This is a genomic window from Terriglobales bacterium, assembly GCA_035457425.1.
GTDB lineage: Bacteria > Acidobacteriota > Terriglobia > Terriglobales > Acidobacteriaceae > JACPNR01.
This window is the reverse complement of the sequence record DATIBR010000089.1, coordinates 43,200-58,534: the sequence shown is the minus strand read 5'-3', so window position 1 is coordinate 58,534 and position 15,335 is coordinate 43,200. Positions and strand designations below refer to the sequence as shown.

The 15,335-nt window shown below is 66.5% G+C and carries 14 protein-coding genes; 10 read left to right on the top strand and 4 right to left on the bottom strand.

What is annotated here, in order from left to right; all coding sequences use genetic code 11:
- Positions 1 to 243: hypothetical protein (locus VLA96_06840; GenBank protein HSE48909.1), on the top strand; the 243-nt coding region annotated here is incomplete at its 5' end.
- Positions 244 to 320: 77 nt separating this feature from the next.
- Here VLA96_06840 and aspS read toward each other — a convergent pair.
- The 3 genes from aspS to VLA96_06825 form a co-directional block, all read right to left on the bottom strand.
- Entirely contained in the window at positions 321 to 2,180 is a 1,860-nt protein-coding gene (gene aspS / locus VLA96_06835; GenBank protein ID HSE48908.1) for an aspartate--tRNA ligase, read from the bottom strand.
- Between the two features lie 192 nt (positions 2,181 to 2,372).
- Positions 2,373 to 3,737 carry a histidine--tRNA ligase gene (gene hisS / locus VLA96_06830; GenBank protein ID HSE48907.1) on the bottom strand — a complete coding sequence of 455 codons (1,365 nt, stop codon included), beginning with the start codon at positions 3,735 to 3,737 and terminating at the stop codon, positions 2,373 to 2,375.
- Positions 3,738 to 4,259 carry a gamma carbonic anhydrase family protein gene (locus VLA96_06825; GenBank protein HSE48906.1) on the bottom strand — a complete coding sequence of 174 codons (522 nt, stop codon included), beginning with the start codon at positions 4,257 to 4,259 and terminating at the stop codon, positions 3,738 to 3,740. It abuts the gene before it with no gap.
- A 164-nt stretch (positions 4,260 to 4,423) separates the two neighbouring features.
- On the opposite strand from VLA96_06825, the gene VLA96_06820 reads away from it, so the two are divergent.
- The 3 genes from VLA96_06820 (at position 4,424) to VLA96_06810 (ending at position 8,535) form a co-directional block, all read left to right on the top strand.
- Positions 4,424 to 7,588 carry a TonB-dependent receptor gene (locus tag VLA96_06820; protein ID HSE48905.1) on the top strand — a complete coding sequence of 1,055 codons (3,165 nt, stop codon included), beginning with the start codon at positions 4,424 to 4,426 and terminating at the stop codon, positions 7,586 to 7,588.
- A 269-nt stretch (positions 7,589 to 7,857) separates the two neighbouring features.
- Positions 7,858 to 8,040 (top strand): 30S ribosomal protein S21, encoded by a 183-nt coding sequence (gene rpsU / locus VLA96_06815; GenBank protein ID HSE48904.1) that lies wholly within the window; start codon positions 7,858 to 7,860, stop codon positions 8,038 to 8,040.
- A gap of 171 nt (positions 8,041 to 8,211) precedes the next feature.
- Positions 8,212 to 8,535, top strand: coding sequence for a zinc-ribbon domain containing protein (locus VLA96_06810; protein ID HSE48903.1), 324 nt, complete (start codon positions 8,212 to 8,214; stop codon positions 8,533 to 8,535).
- 133 nt (positions 8,536 to 8,668) lie between these two features.
- On the opposite strand, the gene VLA96_06805 is transcribed toward VLA96_06810, so the two are convergent.
- Entirely contained in the window at positions 8,669 to 9,130 is a 462-nt protein-coding gene (locus VLA96_06805; protein ID HSE48902.1) for a response regulator, read from the bottom strand.
- A gap of 111 nt (positions 9,131 to 9,241) precedes the next feature.
- Here VLA96_06805 and mtaB point away from each other — a divergent pair, with 111 nt between their 5' ends.
- The 6 genes from mtaB to pheT all read left to right on the top strand — a co-directional run bounded on the left by mtaB (position 9,242) and on the right by pheT (position 15,209).
- Positions 9,242 to 10,585: a tRNA (N(6)-L-threonylcarbamoyladenosine(37)-C(2))-methylthiotransferase MtaB gene (gene mtaB, locus VLA96_06800; protein HSE48901.1), complete on the top strand. Its 1,344-nt coding sequence runs from the start codon at positions 9,242 to 9,244 to the stop codon at positions 10,583 to 10,585.
- A gap of 55 nt (positions 10,586 to 10,640) precedes the next feature.
- Positions 10,641 to 11,156, top strand: a complete 516-nt coding sequence (gene infC / locus VLA96_06795; protein HSE48900.1) for a translation initiation factor IF-3 — start codon at positions 10,641 to 10,643, stop codon at positions 11,154 to 11,156.
- 17 nt (positions 11,157 to 11,173) lie between these two features.
- On the top strand, positions 11,174 to 11,368 hold the full coding sequence (gene rpmI, locus VLA96_06790) for a 50S ribosomal protein L35 (GenBank protein HSE48899.1): 195 nt from the start codon (positions 11,174 to 11,176) through the stop codon (positions 11,366 to 11,368).
- Between the two features lie 113 nt (positions 11,369 to 11,481).
- Positions 11,482 to 11,850: a 50S ribosomal protein L20 gene (gene rplT / locus VLA96_06785; protein ID HSE48898.1), complete on the top strand. Its 369-nt coding sequence runs from the start codon at positions 11,482 to 11,484 to the stop codon at positions 11,848 to 11,850.
- 137 nt (positions 11,851 to 11,987) lie between these two features.
- Positions 11,988 to 13,091 carry a phenylalanine--tRNA ligase subunit alpha gene (gene pheS, locus VLA96_06780; GenBank protein ID HSE48897.1) on the top strand — a complete coding sequence of 368 codons (1,104 nt, stop codon included), beginning with the start codon at positions 11,988 to 11,990 and terminating at the stop codon, positions 13,089 to 13,091.
- Between the two features lie 93 nt (positions 13,092 to 13,184).
- Positions 13,185 to 15,209 carry a phenylalanine--tRNA ligase subunit beta gene (pheT, locus tag VLA96_06775; GenBank protein ID HSE48896.1) on the top strand — a complete coding sequence of 675 codons (2,025 nt, stop codon included), beginning with the start codon at positions 13,185 to 13,187 and terminating at the stop codon, positions 15,207 to 15,209.
- Positions 15,210 to 15,335: the final 126 nt, after the last annotated feature.

The following is a 15,335-nucleotide window of genomic DNA, read 5'->3' as shown; positions in this document are numbered from 1 at the left end:
TGCGACAACATCGAGAAGACCGTCGCCGACCTGACCAAGAAGGGCGCGAAGTTCCCGCGCGGCATCACCACCGCCGGCTGGGGACGCGTCACCGCCATCGAGCTCCCCGGCGGTTTGGAGATGGGCCTCTACGAGCCGCGGCACCCCGTCGCCATCGGCCTCGGCGTCATGCCGGCAAAGGCCGCCGCGCCCGCCAAGAAAAGAGCCGCCAAGAAGCCGGCCAAGAAGCCGCGCAAACGATAATCATTCGCCACGGAGACACTGAGGCACGGAGAAAAACGGAAGAAAACCTCCGTGTCTCCGTGCCTCCGTGGTGAGAACTACGACTTCTTGACCGAGATCCCGAGCTCTTTGAGCTGCTGCTCGTTCACCGGTGTCGGCGCGTCGACCATCAGGTCCACGGCCTTGGCGGTCTTGGGGAACGGGATGACCTCGCGCAGGCTCTCGCCGCCGGCCAGCAGCATAACGATGCGGTCGAGGCCGAGCGCGATCCCGCCGTGCGGCGGCGTGCCGTACTCCAGCGCCTCGAGGAAGAAGCCGAAGCGCTGCCGCGCCTCCTCTTCCGACATGCCGAGCGCGCGGAAGATCTGCCGCTGCACGTCCTGGCGGTGGATGCGGATCGAGCCCGAGCCCAGCTCCATGCCGTTGAGCACGATGTCGTAGGCGTTGGCGCGGACCGTGGCCAGATCCTTCTGCTCCAGCACCTTCTCCATGTCGCGCTCATGCGGCGAGGTGAACGGGTGGTGCGCCGCGTTCCAGCGCTTCTCTTCCTCGTCCCACTCGAACATCGGGAAATCGGTGACCCAGGTCCAGCGATAGCTGTTCGGGTCTTTCAGCCCGCCGGCGAACGCGCCGTGTTTCGCGGCGTACTTCTGGCCGAGCGCGACGCGCAACAGCCCGGCCGCGCCGTAGACGGCGTGGTCGGCCTGCTTCCCTTCCTTCGCCGCGGCCTGGGCGTCGCCCGCGACGAGAACGATGAGGTCGTCCGCACTGGCCGGCGGGTCGCCGGCCGCTACCCCACCATGCTGGGTAGGCGCCGGCGACCCGCCGGCGCGCAGTTTCTCTTTAATCTTCGTCGCCGCCTCGGGGAAATTCTTCTCCAGGCGCTTCCAGTCGTCGAAGAGCTTTGCCTGTCCCGGCTTGAACAGCGGCTCGATCTCGTCGCGCTCCTTGCGCGAGAGTTCGCCCACCTTCGGGATGCGGATGGCGACGACCGGCAACTCGGGCGCGATGCCGAGCTTCTCCAGATCCGCGGCGGCGAAGGCGTCCTTCACGTCGGTGAGCGCGGGCAGGCGGAGGTCGGGCTTGTCGGAACCGTAGCGGCGCATGGCCTCGTCGTAGGTCATGCGCGGGAACGGCGTCTTCAGCGTGACGCCCGCGGCCTGCCACGCCGCGGCCACGAATCCCTCGACCACCTCGAAGACGCGCTCCTGCTGCGGGTAGCTCATCTCCAGGTCGATCTGCGTGAACTCGAGCTGGCGGTCGGCGCGCAGGTCCTCGTCGCGGAAGCAGCGCACGATCTGGAAGTACTTGTCGCAGCCCGAGATCATAAGAATCTGCTTGAAGAGCTGCGGCGACTGCGGCAGCGCGTAGAACGAGCCGTGGTGCACGCGGCTGGGCACCAGGAAGTCGCGCGCGCCCTCGGGCGTCGAGCGCGTGAGGAACGGCGTCTCGATCTCGAAGAAGCCCTGCTGCGAAAGATGGTTGCGGATGGCGAGCGCGACCTTGTGCCGCAGCTCGAGGTTCGCCTGCATCTCGTTGCGGCGCAGGTCGAGATAGCGGTACTTGAGGCGCGTGTCCTCGTTGGGCAGGACGGCGTCGGCGGGCGAGAACGGCGGCGTCTTCGCCACGTTGAGCAGCCGCAGCTCGCTCGCGATGACCTCCACCTGGCCGGTCGGGATCTTGTCGTTCACGCTCTCGCGGATGCGGACCTCGCCGGTCGCCGCGACCACGTACTCGTTGCCGAGCTCGCCGGCCTTCTCGAACAGCTCCTTCTGGTCGGAGCGCACGACGACCTGCGTGAGGCCGGTGCGGTCGCGCAAATCGAGGAAGATGAGGTTGCCGAGATTGCGCCGGCGGTTCACCCATCCCATGAGCGTGACGGTCTTGCCCGCGTCGGAGCCGCGCAGCGCGCCGCAGGTGTGCGTCCGTCGAAGTTCGCCGAGGTAGTCGAGCTGCATTCTCTGTGAGGTTCGCCGTGTGGAGTCGAAACTCCGATTATACGGATGGGCTCCGAATCTCACCACGGAGGCGCGCAGACACGGAGAAAACCTTGAACCACGAAGGCCACAAAGGAACACGAACGGATCAAGTCACCCAGGCCTTCGGGAACCTTCGTGTCCTTCGTGGTTCAAATGTTTTCGTGCGCGCGTTCATGGCGCGGGGTGCGTGACGAACCCCGCGAGCTCCGCCCGCGGGACGTTGCGCTGCTGGCCGCTCTCCAGGTGCTTGACGGCGAACTCGCCCGACTTCACCTCGTTCTCGCCCACGATGACGACGTAGCGCGCGCCCAGCTTCACCGCCGTCTCGATGGACTTCTTCAGCTTGAAGCCCTCGTCGCCCATCTCGATGACGGCGTCGTGGCGGCGCAGCTCGCGCGCCAGCCGCGCCGCTTCCCGGTTCATGCCGGCGCCGAGCGGCGCGATGTAGGCGTCGGGCTTGCGCACGATGCTGCTGGCGTCGGCCGATTCCGCCAGCGACATCACCAGCCGGTCCTCGCCGATGGCGAAGCCGATGCCGGGCGCGGAGGGTCCGCCGAGCATCTCGCTCAGGCCGTCGTAGCGCCCGCCGCCGAGGATGGCGTTCTGCGCGCCCAGCGCCCCGTGCGTGAATTCGAACGCCGTGCGCGTGTAGTAATCCAGGCCGCGGACCAGGCGGTCGTTGAGCGTGTAGGGCACGCCGGCCGCGTCGAGGATGGCGCGCACCTCGGCGAAGTGCGCGCGGCAGGGCTCGTCGAGGTACTCGGAGATCTTCGGCAGCTTGGCGATGACGGGCTGGTCGGCCTCGACCTTGCAGTCGAAGACGCGCAGCGGGTTGGTGACGGCGCGGCGCCGGCAGTCGGCGCACATCTTTTCTACGACCCCGCTCAGCGCCTTCTTCAAAGCCTCATTGAACTTGGCGCGGTCGGCGGCGCAGCCCACGGAGTTGAGCTCCAGCGTCCAGCCGGAGATGCCGAGCCGGTCGAGCAGCGTGGCGAGCAACTCGAGCACCTCGGCGTCGACCGCGGGCGACTCCGAGCCGTTGGCGCTCGGGCCGATGACCTCGGCGCCGATCTGGTAGAACTGGCGGTAGCGGCCCTTCTGCGGGCGCTCGCGGCGGAACTGCGGGCCCATATAGAAGAGCTTGGTCAGGCCAGGGCGCTCCCACAGCTTGTGCTCGATGTAGGCGCGCACCACGCCGGCCGTGTTCTCGGGGCGCAGCGCGAGCATCTGGCCTTTTTCCGATTCGGCGCGCGCGCGGTCTTCCCACGCGAACATCTCTTTGCCGACGATGTCGGTCTCCTCGCCGACCGAGCGCTGGAAGAGGCCGAGATCCTCGAGGATGGGCGTGCGGATCTCGTGGAAGTTGTAGGCGCGGAAGACGTCACGCGCCGCCGCCTCGACGAAGTTCCACAGCGCGGTCTCCGGCGGCAGCAGGTCGCGGGTGCCGCGGACCGCCCTTAGCTGCGGCCGTTGGTCTTTGGTCTTTGGTCGTTGGCCGGAGGAGTCGTCGGCCTTCGGTCGTCGGTCGTCGGCCATCTACTTTCCTATCTCACGAAGATACTGCTCTTTGTACTCCAGGTAATTGTTCGCGTACCGCAGGATGGTCTCCTGGGTGGCGGCGTCGTCGATCTTCTTGCGGAACTTGCCGGGGACGCCCATCCAGAGCGAGTTCGGCTCGACCACCGCGTTCTCCGGGATCACGGTGCCGGCCGCGATGATCGACCCTGCGCCGATGTGCGCGTTGTTCAGGATGACCGAGCCCATGCCGATGAGGCAGCGGTCTCCGATGGTGCAGCCGTGCAGCGTGACCGAGTGCCCGACGGTGACGTACTCGCCGAGCGTGACGCCGTACTTGTGGCGCATGCCGTGGAGCACCGAGCAGTCCTGCACGTTGGAGTGCGCCCCGATGCGGATGGCGAAGACGTCGCCGCGCACCACCGCGTTCATCCAGATGGAGGCGTGCTCACCGAGTTCGACGTCGCCGATGACCTGCGCCGACTCGTCGACGTAGCACGACTTCGGGACCTTCGGGGTCACGCCCTGGTAGCTGCGGATCATGATGCCAACCTAAGCCAAGCAAGGTAACACAGCGCGAACGGCCGGCTTTGGCCGACAGGCGTCACAACCGGTTGTGACGACCGCCACAGGAGATCGACCCCGCCGCCCGGATACTACGCCATCCGCCAAGCGGCCCTTTGGTACGCACAGCAGGGGTGTCTCCCATGCGCTGGGCCCTCGTGTTCCTTTGCATCGGCACGGCCGCGCTTGCCCAGGACGCCGCTACGGCAGGCTTGCGCGGCGTCGTGCGCGACCCGACTGGCGCCGTCATCGCGGGCGCGACCGTCACCGCACGGCGCGCCGACACCGGGCACGCGCGCGCGGCCTCGACCGGCGCCGACGGGCGATTCGTGCTCGCCTTCCTGCCCCCGGGCGACTACATCGTCCGCGCGGAGGCCCCCGGGATGGCGGCGGAAGCGCGCGAGGGCGTGCACGCCGAGGTCGGCGCGACCGTGGAGCTGGAATTCGCGCTCCGCGTCGGCGGCGCCAACGAAACGGTGGACGTCTCCGCCGAGGCGACCGCGGTCGAGCAGGCGCCCAGCGGGCTGACCACCGTCATCGGGACGCAGGAGATCGAGCAACTGCCGCTCAATGGCCGGCGCTGGCAGGACCTCGCGCTCACCACCCCGGGCGTCACCCAGGACCCGCGCGGGCTGACCTCGTCGTGGAACGGCGACCTCGCCTTCGGTGGCGTGCGTGGCTATCACTCCACCTTCCTCGTCGACGGCGTCGACAACAACAACTCGTTCTTCGGCCAGGCCCGCGGCCGCTACCGAGCGCCCTACCAGCTCTCGAGCGAGGTCGTGCAGGAGTTCCGTGTCTCGTCGAACACGTACGGCGTGGAGTACGGCCGCTCGTCGGGCGCGGTCGTGAACCTGGTGACGAAGTCGGGCACCAACCAGCTCCACGGCAGCGCGTTCTACTACCTGCGCTCCTCGGATTTCGGCGCGCGCAACCCGTTCGTCGGGGACAAGCCGCCCGACCACCAGCACCAGTTCGGGTTTACGCTCGGCGGCAAGCTCCTGCGCGACCGCGCGTACTTCATGCTCGGCGCCGACCTGCACGACTACCGCACGCCGGTGAGCGTCCGGTTCCTCGACCCCGCCGGGCCGCAGAGCGTCCTCGTCCCCAAGCCGGCGGATTACGAGAGCACCGACCAGGCGCTGGTGTTCGCGACCGCGGACCAGCTCACCAGCGAGCTCGCCGGCGACTTCGGCTCCGACCTGCTGGGCAACACCGCCTTCGCCAAGTTCGACTACACGCTCTCGCCGCGCCACGCGTTGGCCGGCCGCATCAACACCTCGCGCTACTACGGCGCCAACAACGTGTTCTTCGACCCCGCCAGCCCGGTCACGTACCACGGGCTCTCCAACAACGGGACCGAAGAGGTCTCGACCGAGAGCGCCACGCTCTCGCTCAACAGCGCGCTGCCCGGCCGGCTGGTGAGCCTGCTGCGCGTGCAGTTCGCGCGCGACCTGCAGCAGTCGGCGGCCAACACGAGCGACATCCTCACGCGCATCGACGAGGTGACCGAGGGCTTCGGCCGCTCGACCATCCTGCCACGCCGCACCCGCGAGCATAAGTTCCAGCTCGCCGAGACGCTCTCGCTCGACACCGCGCGCCACACCTGGAAGTTCGGCGGCGACGTCATCTTCGCCCGCATCGAGAACTTCTTCCCCTCGCTCTCGGGCGGCGAGTACATCTTCGACACCATCCGCGTGAACCCGTGGACCTTCGCGCCGGCGACCTTCGGCATGCGCATCTCGCCCTTGCGCGCGTACGCCCACGGCGTGCCGCGCTTCTACGTGCAGAACTTCGGCGCGCTCGAGTCGCATCCCGACACCAGCGAGTTCTCGCTGTTCGCGCAGGACAACATCCGCGTGAACTCGCATCTGGCGCTCACGCTCGGCGTGCGCTGGGACCTGCAGACGTTCAACACCGGCGCGCTGGAGCCGAACCCGCTGTGGCCAGGCTCCGGAAAGCTCCCCGTGGACGCCAACAACGTGGCGCCGCGTGCGGCGTTCGCGTTCTCGCTGGGCGAACAGGACCCCCTGGTCGTGCGCGGCGGCTACGGCATCTTCTATACGCGCATTCCGCAGATCTATACCTCGGCGGTCGAGACCGACAACGGCCTGAAGCAGACGCACCTGTTCCTCGACAACGCCGACCCGTTCGACCACGCGCTGTTCCCGGCGTATCCGGACCCGCTGGTCGCCTGCGCGCCGACCGCGACGCGCTGCGAGCCGCCGCCGGGATTCACCGGCAGGCTGGAGAGCGAGATCTCGGCCTTCGCCGGCGATTTCCAGACGCCCTACGTGCAGCAGGCGTCGCTCACGGCCGAGAAGGAGACCTGGCAGGAGATCGCGCTGGGTGCGTCGTACCTCTACGTCCACGGCACGCACCTGATGCGCACGCGCGACGTCAACCTGCCCCCACCGGACTTCCTCACCTACCCGGTGTACGACTCGGCCGGCAACTTCACCGGCGAGTACTTTACGGTGGCGTCGTTCGCGAGCTGGCAGACGACGCCGTCGCTCAGCTGTCCATACAATCCGCCCTACTTCTCGCCGCCCTGCATCAACGACATCACGCGTCCGATCCCGCAGCTCGGCGCCATCGACCAGTTCGAGAGCGCGGTCTCCAGCGTCTACCACGGGCTCACCGTCTCGGCGCGACGCCGGATGCGCAATGGCTTTTTCTTCCGCTTGTCGTACACCTGGGCCAAGGCCATCGACGACGGCCAGGACGCGCCCTTCGCCGCGCCGCCCGCGGTGCAGAACGCCGCCGCTCCCCGCGCCGAACGCAGCGTCAGCTCGATCGACCAGCGGCATCGCGCGGTCGCCGCCTGGGTGTGGGAGCCGAAACCGTTTGACCGCGAGAATCCCCTGCTGAAGAAGTTGTTCAACGACTGGACGATCGCCGGCACCGTGACCTACGGCTCCGGACGGCCCTTCAACGCGCGCGTCCTGAGCGACCCCAACCGCGACACCAACAGCTCCAACGACCGCCTCCCCGGCCAGTCCCGCAACGCCTTCTATGGCCCCGAGTACCTGACCACGGACCTGCGCCTCACCCGGCGGCTCCACCTGGGCGATCGCTTGACCATGGACGTGCTGGCGGAGTCGTTCAACGTGATGAACCGGCGCAACGACCGCATGGTCATCAGCGATAACGCCTTCCAGAACTCGGCCGGGAGCTTCGTCTTCGGCCGCAACGTGCAGGGCGGCACGGCCTACCCGGCGCAATACGAGGTACGCCAGGACTTCCTCTCGCCCACCAACGCGTACGCGCCCCGACAGGTGCAGTTCGGGGTGAAGGTGAGGTTTTGAGAATCGAGCCCGGCACGTCAGTGCCGGGGAAAGGGGTTTCAGGGTTTGAGAATCCAGCCCGGCACGTCAGTGCCGGGCTGGATTCGTTACCACAGCCAAGCCAGCCCCCGGGTCACTTCGCCTCACGGCCGAAGTCCTCACTCATTCCCTGGGCCACCAGACAGACTGAACCGAGCCATATTAAACTTGACTTAGGAAGTAAACGTTGCAATAACTTACGAGTCCATCAGGGCCGGAAGAGGGGTGTTTTTTAGTTGGCAGAAGTCAGAGTGCAAGAAGGTGAGCCCCTTGAGAACGCGTTGCGCCGTTTCAAGCGCAAGGTGCAGCAGGAAGACATCATCAAGGAAGTGAAGCGTCACAGCTTCTACCTGAAGCCGGGCGAGAAGCGCCGGACGAAGGAAGCGCTGGCGCGCAAGCGCAATCGTAAGAAAGCTCGCAAGGAGCAAGACTAACTCGGCGGGCCGCTGCTTTCGGGCGGCGGCCCGTTCGCTTTTCATACCGCAGTCGTAAGCCGTCAGCAGTGAACGCGCCAAAGAGCGCGAGGGCCGAACCCAGGGGAGCGTGGACCCTCACTGGCGCCGCAGAGCGCCGGAGGGAGGGATCAGGGGGAGGTAGGGTTCCCGATGGAATTCCAGGACAAGACTCTGAAGTGCGTGGACTGCGGTGCGGATTTTGTTTTCACGGCCGGCGAACAGCTGTTCTTCCACGATAAGCAATTCAAGAACGAGCCCAAGCGCTGCAAGGCCTGCAAGGGAAAGCGCGCGTCGGCCCTCGGTCTGAACTCCGGCTCGAACTACCAGAAGGTCGAGACGCGCACGACCTGCTCGAACTGCGGCAAGGAGACCACCGTCCCCTTCAAGCCGACGCAGGGGCGCCCGGTGTACTGCCGCGAATGCTTCCAGGGAAAGCGCGGCACCTCGGCGAGCGCGGCCGGCGCCGCGTCGTAAGCGCCGCGCGGCGAGGCTTTCCATCCCGCGTGTAGGAGTGTGTGAGAGCGCGTCCCGCGGACGCGCTCTCCGTGTTTCCAGGCGCAAAAGAAAACGTCCGCCGCATCGCGGCGGACGCCTGCGAATCTTCCGTCTAGACCGCGCGCTTCATCTCGGCCTTGTTCTTGGCGCCGTTCTCCGCGACGCGCGCCGCCGCCTTCGCCGAGGCCTTCGCGGCCTTGGCCTTGTGGTCGGCGTGCTGGATGAGCATGACCTCGATCTGCCGCAGCAGGTCCTCGGTGTTCATCGGCTTCACCAGCATGGACTGCGCGCCTTCCTGCTTCCAGTCGTGGCCCAGCGTGGGATAGGCCGTCAGAATGGCGGTCGCCGGCCGGTACTCGGCCTTCTTGGCCGCGCGCACCACGTCGTAGCCGGAGCGCTCGTTCTCCATCTTCATGTCGGTGATGACCATGTCGAAGGTCGCCGCCTTGATCTTGCCGATGCCTTCCTTGGCGGAGGTGGCGGTCTCGACCTCGAAGCCGTTGATCTCCAGGATCGCTTTCAACGTGAGCAGGATTGCCAGTTCGTCGTCGACCAGCAGGATACGGCGCTTCATAGGCGGTAAGCTCCCAGGGGTTAAGGCTTACGAGACGGTTGTGATGCAACCTTCAGCTACTCCGGTTGCAGGGAAAAGAGCGAATCGATTGCTGTCTATAATACTCCGAATATGGCGAGCCGCTACTTCGTGCAGAACTTCGGATGCCGGGCCACCCAGGCGGATGGCGCCGAATTGGAGCGCCAATTCGCGTCGCAGGGCTTTCGAGCGGCCCAAACCGCCGCCCAGGCCGACCTGGTGGTGCTCAACACCTGCACGGTGACCGATTCCGCCGACAAGGATGCCCGGGCCGCCATCCGGCGGGTGCACCGGGAGAACCCGGGCGCGAAGATCGTTGTCACCGGCTGCTACGCCCAGCGCGCGCCGGAAGAGCTGGCCGCGCTGCCCGGCGTCTCCCAGGTGGTCGGGAACTCGCACAAGCACCAGCTCGCCGAGCTCGTGGCGCCCCCTGGCTTTGTGCCGCTGCGGTCGCTGGCGGAGACGGCCGGAAGGCCGTCGCTACCGAACATTTTCGTCTCCGACATCTTCGCCCACACCGAGCTGCTGGCCGCCCCGGTCTTCGAGGCCGAGACGCACGCCGAGCGTACCCGCCCGAACCTGAAGGTCCAGGATGGCTGCGACAACCGCTGCTCGTTCTGCGTGATCCCGTTCGTCCGCGGGCAGAGCCGCTCGCTCCCGCGCGCGCGCGTGCTGCGCGAGGTCAACGCGCTGGTCGCCCTGGGCTACCGCGAGGTCGTGCTCTCCGGCATCAACCTCGGCAGGTGGGGCAACGACTTCGAGCGGACCGAGGATTTCGAAGACCTCGTCCGCGCCATCCTCGGCGAGACGCCCCTGGAGAAGCTGCGGCTCAGCTCCATCGAGCCGATGGACTGGTCCGACGAGCTGATCGCGCTCGTCGCCTCGTCGCCGCGCATCGCCAAGCACGTGCACGCGCCGCTGCAGTCGGGCTCCGACCGCATCCTGCGCGCGATGCACCGCAAGTATCGGCCGTGGCACTACGCCGAGCGCATCGGGAAGGCGCGCGCCGCGATGCCCGAGGCCGCCATCGGCGCCGACGTCATGGTCGGATTCCCGGGCGAGACCGACGAGCTGTTCGAAGAGAACCGCGCCTTCCTCGCCGCGCTTCCCTTCACCTACCTGCACGTCTTCACCTACTCCGCCCGCCCCGGAACGCCGGCAGCGGATATGCCGGGCCAGGTCCCGGAGCGCGTCAGGCGCGAGCGCAACCGCGTGCTGCGCGAGCTGGCGGCGGAGAAGAACCACGGATTCCGCCAAGCGTTCGTCGGGCGCGAACTGGAAGCCATCACGCTCTCGCGCGCCGGCGACGGCTGGACCGAGGCGCTGACCGACAACTACCTCAAGCTGGAGCTTGCCGGCGCGCACGCGCCCAACCAGTGGCTGCGCGTCCGCGTGGCAGGCCTGAGCGATGACGGCCTGCGCGGCCGGATGCTATAATCATTGGGTTTTCCGCCCTGTTCCATCCCCTGCTTAGGAAAGCTGGAGGCGTCGCATCGATAAGAAGTTTATCCGCACGAATGAGCGTATTCGCGCGCGCGAGTTGCGCGTGATCGGCCCGGAAGGCGAGCAGTTGGGCATCCTGCAGCCCTTCGAAGCGCTGAAGATCGCTCGCGAAAAGAACCTCGACCTCGTGGAAGTCTCGCCGACGGCGCAGCCGCCCGTCTGCAAGATCATGGACTTCGGCAAGTACCTCTACGAGATGGACAAGAAGGAAAAGGCGGCCAAGAAGCACCAGAAGACCATCACCCTCAAGGAAGTGAAATTCCGCATCAACGTGGACGAGCACGAGTACCAGACCACGAAGAACCCCGTGCTGCGCTTCCTGGGCGAAGGAGACAAGGTGAAGGCCACCATCTTCTACCGCGGCCGCGAGATGTCGCACCGCGAACTGGGCCGCAAGATCCTCGACCGCCTGATGAAGGAGATCGAGGGCAAGGGCATCGTGGAGTTCATGCCCCGCATGGAAGGCAACACGCTGCACGCCATCCTCGCGCCGCCAAGAAAATAAAGACGAAAGGTTTTGCAATGCCGAAACTCAAGACCCATTCCGGCGCCAAGAAGCGCTTCAAGAAGACCGGGACCGGACGCGTCAAGCGCGCCAGTGCGTTCACCCGTCACATCCTGACTTCCAAGAATCGCAAGCGGAAGCGCCAGCTCGACATGCCGACCATGGTCTCCAAGGCCGACCAGCCGAAGATCAAGCGCATGATCCCGTACTAAAGGCAGCAATCAGCGATTAGCTGTTAGCTCATCGCTCAGCGAGTGAAGAGGCCACGAAGTTCCCTGCGAACCTCCTGCCTCCAGCCGCGTAACGAACGTAAAAGGAGAAAGCAATGCCTCGCGTCAAACGTGGTACCAAGCGCCGCCAGAAGCGCAAGAAGATCCTGGAGCGCGCCTCCGGATATTTCCTCACTAAATCCAAGCTCTACCGCTCGGCAAAGGAGTCGGTGGAGCGCGGCCTGAAGTTCGCCTACGCCGGCCGCCGGCAGAAGAAGCGCCAGTTCCGCTCGCTGTGGATCGTGCGCATCGGCGCCGCCGCCAAGCAGAACGGCATGAACTACAGCCAGTTCATCAGCGGGCTGAAGAAGTCCGGCGTCGAGCTCGATCGCAAGATCCTGGCCGACATCGCGGTCCACGACCCGACCGGTTTTGCCGGCCTGGCCGAGCAGTCCAAGGCCGCGCTGGCCAGCAAGTCGGCGTAGCACCAGCCGTCAGTCTTCGGTCTTCAGTCGTCAGTCTTAGGATTGTCATTCCGAGGCCGCCTTCAGGCGGCCGAGGAATCTGCTTTTGAAAAAGCGGATTCCTCGCTACGCTCGGAATGACAATTCCAGAGCCTTTCATGTACGAGGTCCCCAAACTCGGAGACTATTCGCCGGCGTCGCTCGACGCCGCGGTGCGCGACCTGTTGGCCGCGCTCGACTCCGAAGCCGCCGCGATCGCGAGCGAGAACGACTGGCGCGTATTCCGCGACCGCTGGATGGCGCGCAAGAACGGCATCCTCACGCAGGTCAATGAGGCGTGGTTGAAGGCCGCGCCCGGACCGTCGAAGCGCGACGTCGGACAGCGCGTCAACGAACTCAACAAGAAGGTAGAAGAGGTGGTCGAGGGCGCGAAGGACCGCGCCTCCGGCGCCACCTCCTCCGCGCGCCTCGCCGCCGAGAAGCTCGACGTCACCCTCCCCGGCATCCGGCGGCCGCTCGGGGTCGAGCATCCCGTCATCCGCACGATGAACCACATCGTCGCGGTCTTCCAGCGCATGGGCTACTCGGTCGGCGAAGGCCCGGAGATCGAGACCGACTACTACAACTTCGAGGCGCTGAACTTCCCGCCCAACCATCCGGCGCGCGACACGCAGGACACGCTGTTCGTCGCCGGGCAGGAACGCAAGCCGCAGCGCGAGCGCCTGCTGCTGCGCACGCACACCTCGCCGGTGCAGATCCACACCATGGAGCGGCAGCCGCCGCCGGTGCGCATCGTCATCCCCGGCAAGGTCTACCGGCACGACACGCCCGACGCGACGCACTCGCCCGTCTTCCACCAGGTCGAAGGCCTGGTGGTCGACCGCAACATCACGTTCTCGGACCTGAAGGGCACGCTCGACCACGCCATGAAGGAGCTGTTCGGGTCGGATGTGAAGACGCGCTTCTTCCCGTCGTTCTTCCCCTTCACCGAGCCGAGCGCCGACGTCGCCGTGACCTGCTTCAAGTGCCACGGCAAGGGCTGCCGGCTGTGCAAGATGAGCGGCTGGATCGAGCTGCTCGGCTCGGGCATGGTCGACCCCAACGTCTTTCAGTTCGTGAAGCAGAACGGTTACGACCCGGCGAAGGTGTCGGGCTTCGCCTTCGGCATGGGCGTGGAGCGGATCGCGATGGCGATGTACGGCATCGACGACATCCAGTTGCTGTATTCGGGCGACGTCAGGTTTTTGGAGCAGTTCGCGTAACACCGAACGCCGAGGCGCAGAGAGCGCCGAGGTCTTTTTGATGTTCGACTCGGCGGCCTCCGCGCCTCCGCGTTGGATTTTGAACTTGCGAAGATGAAGATCGTCCCCACATGGCTGCGCGAGTACGTCGACCTCAAGGCCGACGCGGAGACGCTCGCGCGCGACCTCACGATGGCCGGCATCTCGGTCGAAGCCATCGAGAAGTCCGGCGGCGAGACCGTGTTCGCGATGGAGATCACCACCAACCGCCCGGACGCGATGAACCACTACGGCGTGGCGCGCGAGGCCGCCGCCATCTACGACAAGCCGCTCAAGCCGATTGTCGCGAAGCTGCCGAAGGGCGCCGGCAAGGCCGATTTCAAGATCGAGATCCACGACAAGCAGGGTTGCGCGCGCTACACCTCGCGCATCATCCGCGGCGTGAAGATCGGGCCGTCGCCGAAGCGCATCGCCGAGCGCCTGCAATTGAACGACGCGCGGCCCATCAACTCCGCTGCCGACGCCACCAACTACAACCTGATCGAGATGGGCCACCCGACGCACGCCTTCGACGTCGACACGCTCGAGGGCGGGAAGATCATCGTGCGGCGCGCGCGCGCGGGCGAGAAGCTCAAGACGCTCGACGGAGTGGAGCGCACGCTTTCGGCCGAAGACCTGGTCATCGCCGACGCGAAGAAGGCAGTCGCGCTGGCCGGCGTGATGGGCGGCTTCGACACCATGATCACCGAGAATACGAAGAACGTGCTCATCGAAGCCGCGTGGTTCGACCCGGCGACGGTGCGCGCGATGGCGAAGCGCCACGGCATGCACACCGACGCCTCGCATCGCTTCGAGCGCGGCGCCGACTTCGGCGCAACTTCCTTGGCGGCCGCGCGCGTCGCGCAACTCATCATGGAAGGCTCGGGGGGCGCGCTCGAGGGCGGCGAGATCGACGCGGTCGGGCGGCAGGTGAAGCGGCCCACACTGAAGCTGCGTCCGGCGGAAGTGAAGCGCCACCTCGGGCAGGAGATCGCGCCCGCTCGCATCACCGGCATCCTGAAGCGGCTCGGCTTCCGCGTCACCGGCAAAGGTCCCTGGAGCGTGCAGGTCCCCACCTGGCGGCTCGACGTCGAGCGCGAGATCGACCTGATCGAAGAGCTCGCGCGCATTTACGGCTACAACAATTTCCCCAACACGCTGCCCGGCTTCTCCGGCTCGGTGGTCGAGCTGCCGGCGGCGGAAAAAGAAGAGAAGACGCGGCGCGCGCTGCTGGCGCTCGGCTACCACGAGGCCATCTCGTACTCGTTCATCTCGCACGCCGACGCGAAGGCGTTCTCCGGCGCGCAGGCTATCGAGCTGGCGAACCCGCTGAACGAAGAGCTCTCCGTCATGCGGACCTCGCTCGTCCCCGGCATGCTCGACATGCTCGCGCACAACCTGAACCGCGACGTGAAAGACGTCCGCCTGTTCGAGGCCGGCCACATCTTCGAGCAGGCCGGCGCCGGCGTGCACGAGTCCCCCGCCCTCGCGCTGGGCGCCACCGGCACCGCCGCTCCCGGCTCGGTGCACGACACGCCGCGGCCCTACACGTTCTTCGACCTCAAGGGCGACCTCGAGACGCTGCTCGAAAGCTTCGAGCACAAGACGCTCTACTTCGACGCGCTGGTCTCCGACTACTACCATCCGGGCCGCGCCGCGCGCGCCGTGATGGACGGCGAGACGGTCGCGCGCTTCGGCCAGCTCGAGCCTGCGGTCGCCGCCCGGCGCAAGCTGAAGCAGGAGGTCTACGTCGCCGAGGTCTTCCTCGATCGCCTCTACAAGCGCGCGCTGCGCGAGCCGCGCTACCAGCCGCTCTCGAAGTTCCCGGCGGTCGAGCGCGACTTCTCGCTCCTCATGCCCGACGAGGTCACCTTCGACCGCATCCGGCAGGCGGTCGAGGCGCTGGGCATCGCCGAGCTGCGCGGCTTCGCGCCGGCCGAGATCTTCCGCGGCGGCAACGTCGGCGCCGGCAGCTACTCCCTGCTGCTGCGCGCAACCTTCCAGGCCGCGGACCGCACGCTGCGCGACGACGAGGTCGCCGGCTGGTCGCAGCAGCTCGTCCGCGCGCTCCAATCCCTCGGCGCTTCCCTCCGCTCCTAAGACCCAAGAACAACAGGAGGACGCAGAGGACGGGGAGGACAGATATTTCTTTCTTTCAACGCGGGCTGTCCGGTGTCAGTGAAGTTCGTCCTTCAGGAAACAAGGAAAAGACCTCGGCGTACCCTG

Bases quoted from the DNA above. Each gene is read 5' to 3' on its own strand.
- aspS (HSE48908.1), bottom strand. From the start codon at position 2,180: ATGCAGCTCGACTACCTCGGCGAACTTCGACGGACGCACACCTGCGGC.
- VLA96_06805 (HSE48902.1), bottom strand. From the start codon at position 9,130: ATGAAGCGCCGTATCCTGCTGGTCGACGACGAACTGGCAATCCTGCTC.
- VLA96_06820 (HSE48905.1), top strand. From the start codon at position 4,424: ATGCGCTGGGCCCTCGTGTTCCTTTGCATCGGCACGGCCGCGCTTGCC.
- pheS (HSE48897.1), top strand. From the start codon at position 11,988: ATGTACGAGGTCCCCAAACTCGGAGACTATTCGCCGGCGTCGCTCGAC.
- VLA96_06810 (HSE48903.1), top strand. From the start codon at position 8,212: ATGGAATTCCAGGACAAGACTCTGAAGTGCGTGGACTGCGGTGCGGAT.
- hisS (HSE48907.1), bottom strand. From the start codon at position 3,737: ATGGCCGACGACCGACGACCGAAGGCCGACGACTCCTCCGGCCAACGA.
- rpmI (HSE48899.1), top strand. From the start codon at position 11,174: ATGCCGAAACTCAAGACCCATTCCGGCGCCAAGAAGCGCTTCAAGAAG.
- mtaB (HSE48901.1), top strand. From the start codon at position 9,242: ATGGCGAGCCGCTACTTCGTGCAGAACTTCGGATGCCGGGCCACCCAG.
- rplT (HSE48898.1), top strand. From the start codon at position 11,482: ATGCCTCGCGTCAAACGTGGTACCAAGCGCCGCCAGAAGCGCAAGAAG.
- pheT (HSE48896.1), top strand. From the start codon at position 13,185: ATGAAGATCGTCCCCACATGGCTGCGCGAGTACGTCGACCTCAAGGCC.
- VLA96_06825 (HSE48906.1), bottom strand. From the start codon at position 4,259: ATGATCCGCAGCTACCAGGGCGTGACCCCGAAGGTCCCGAAGTCGTGC.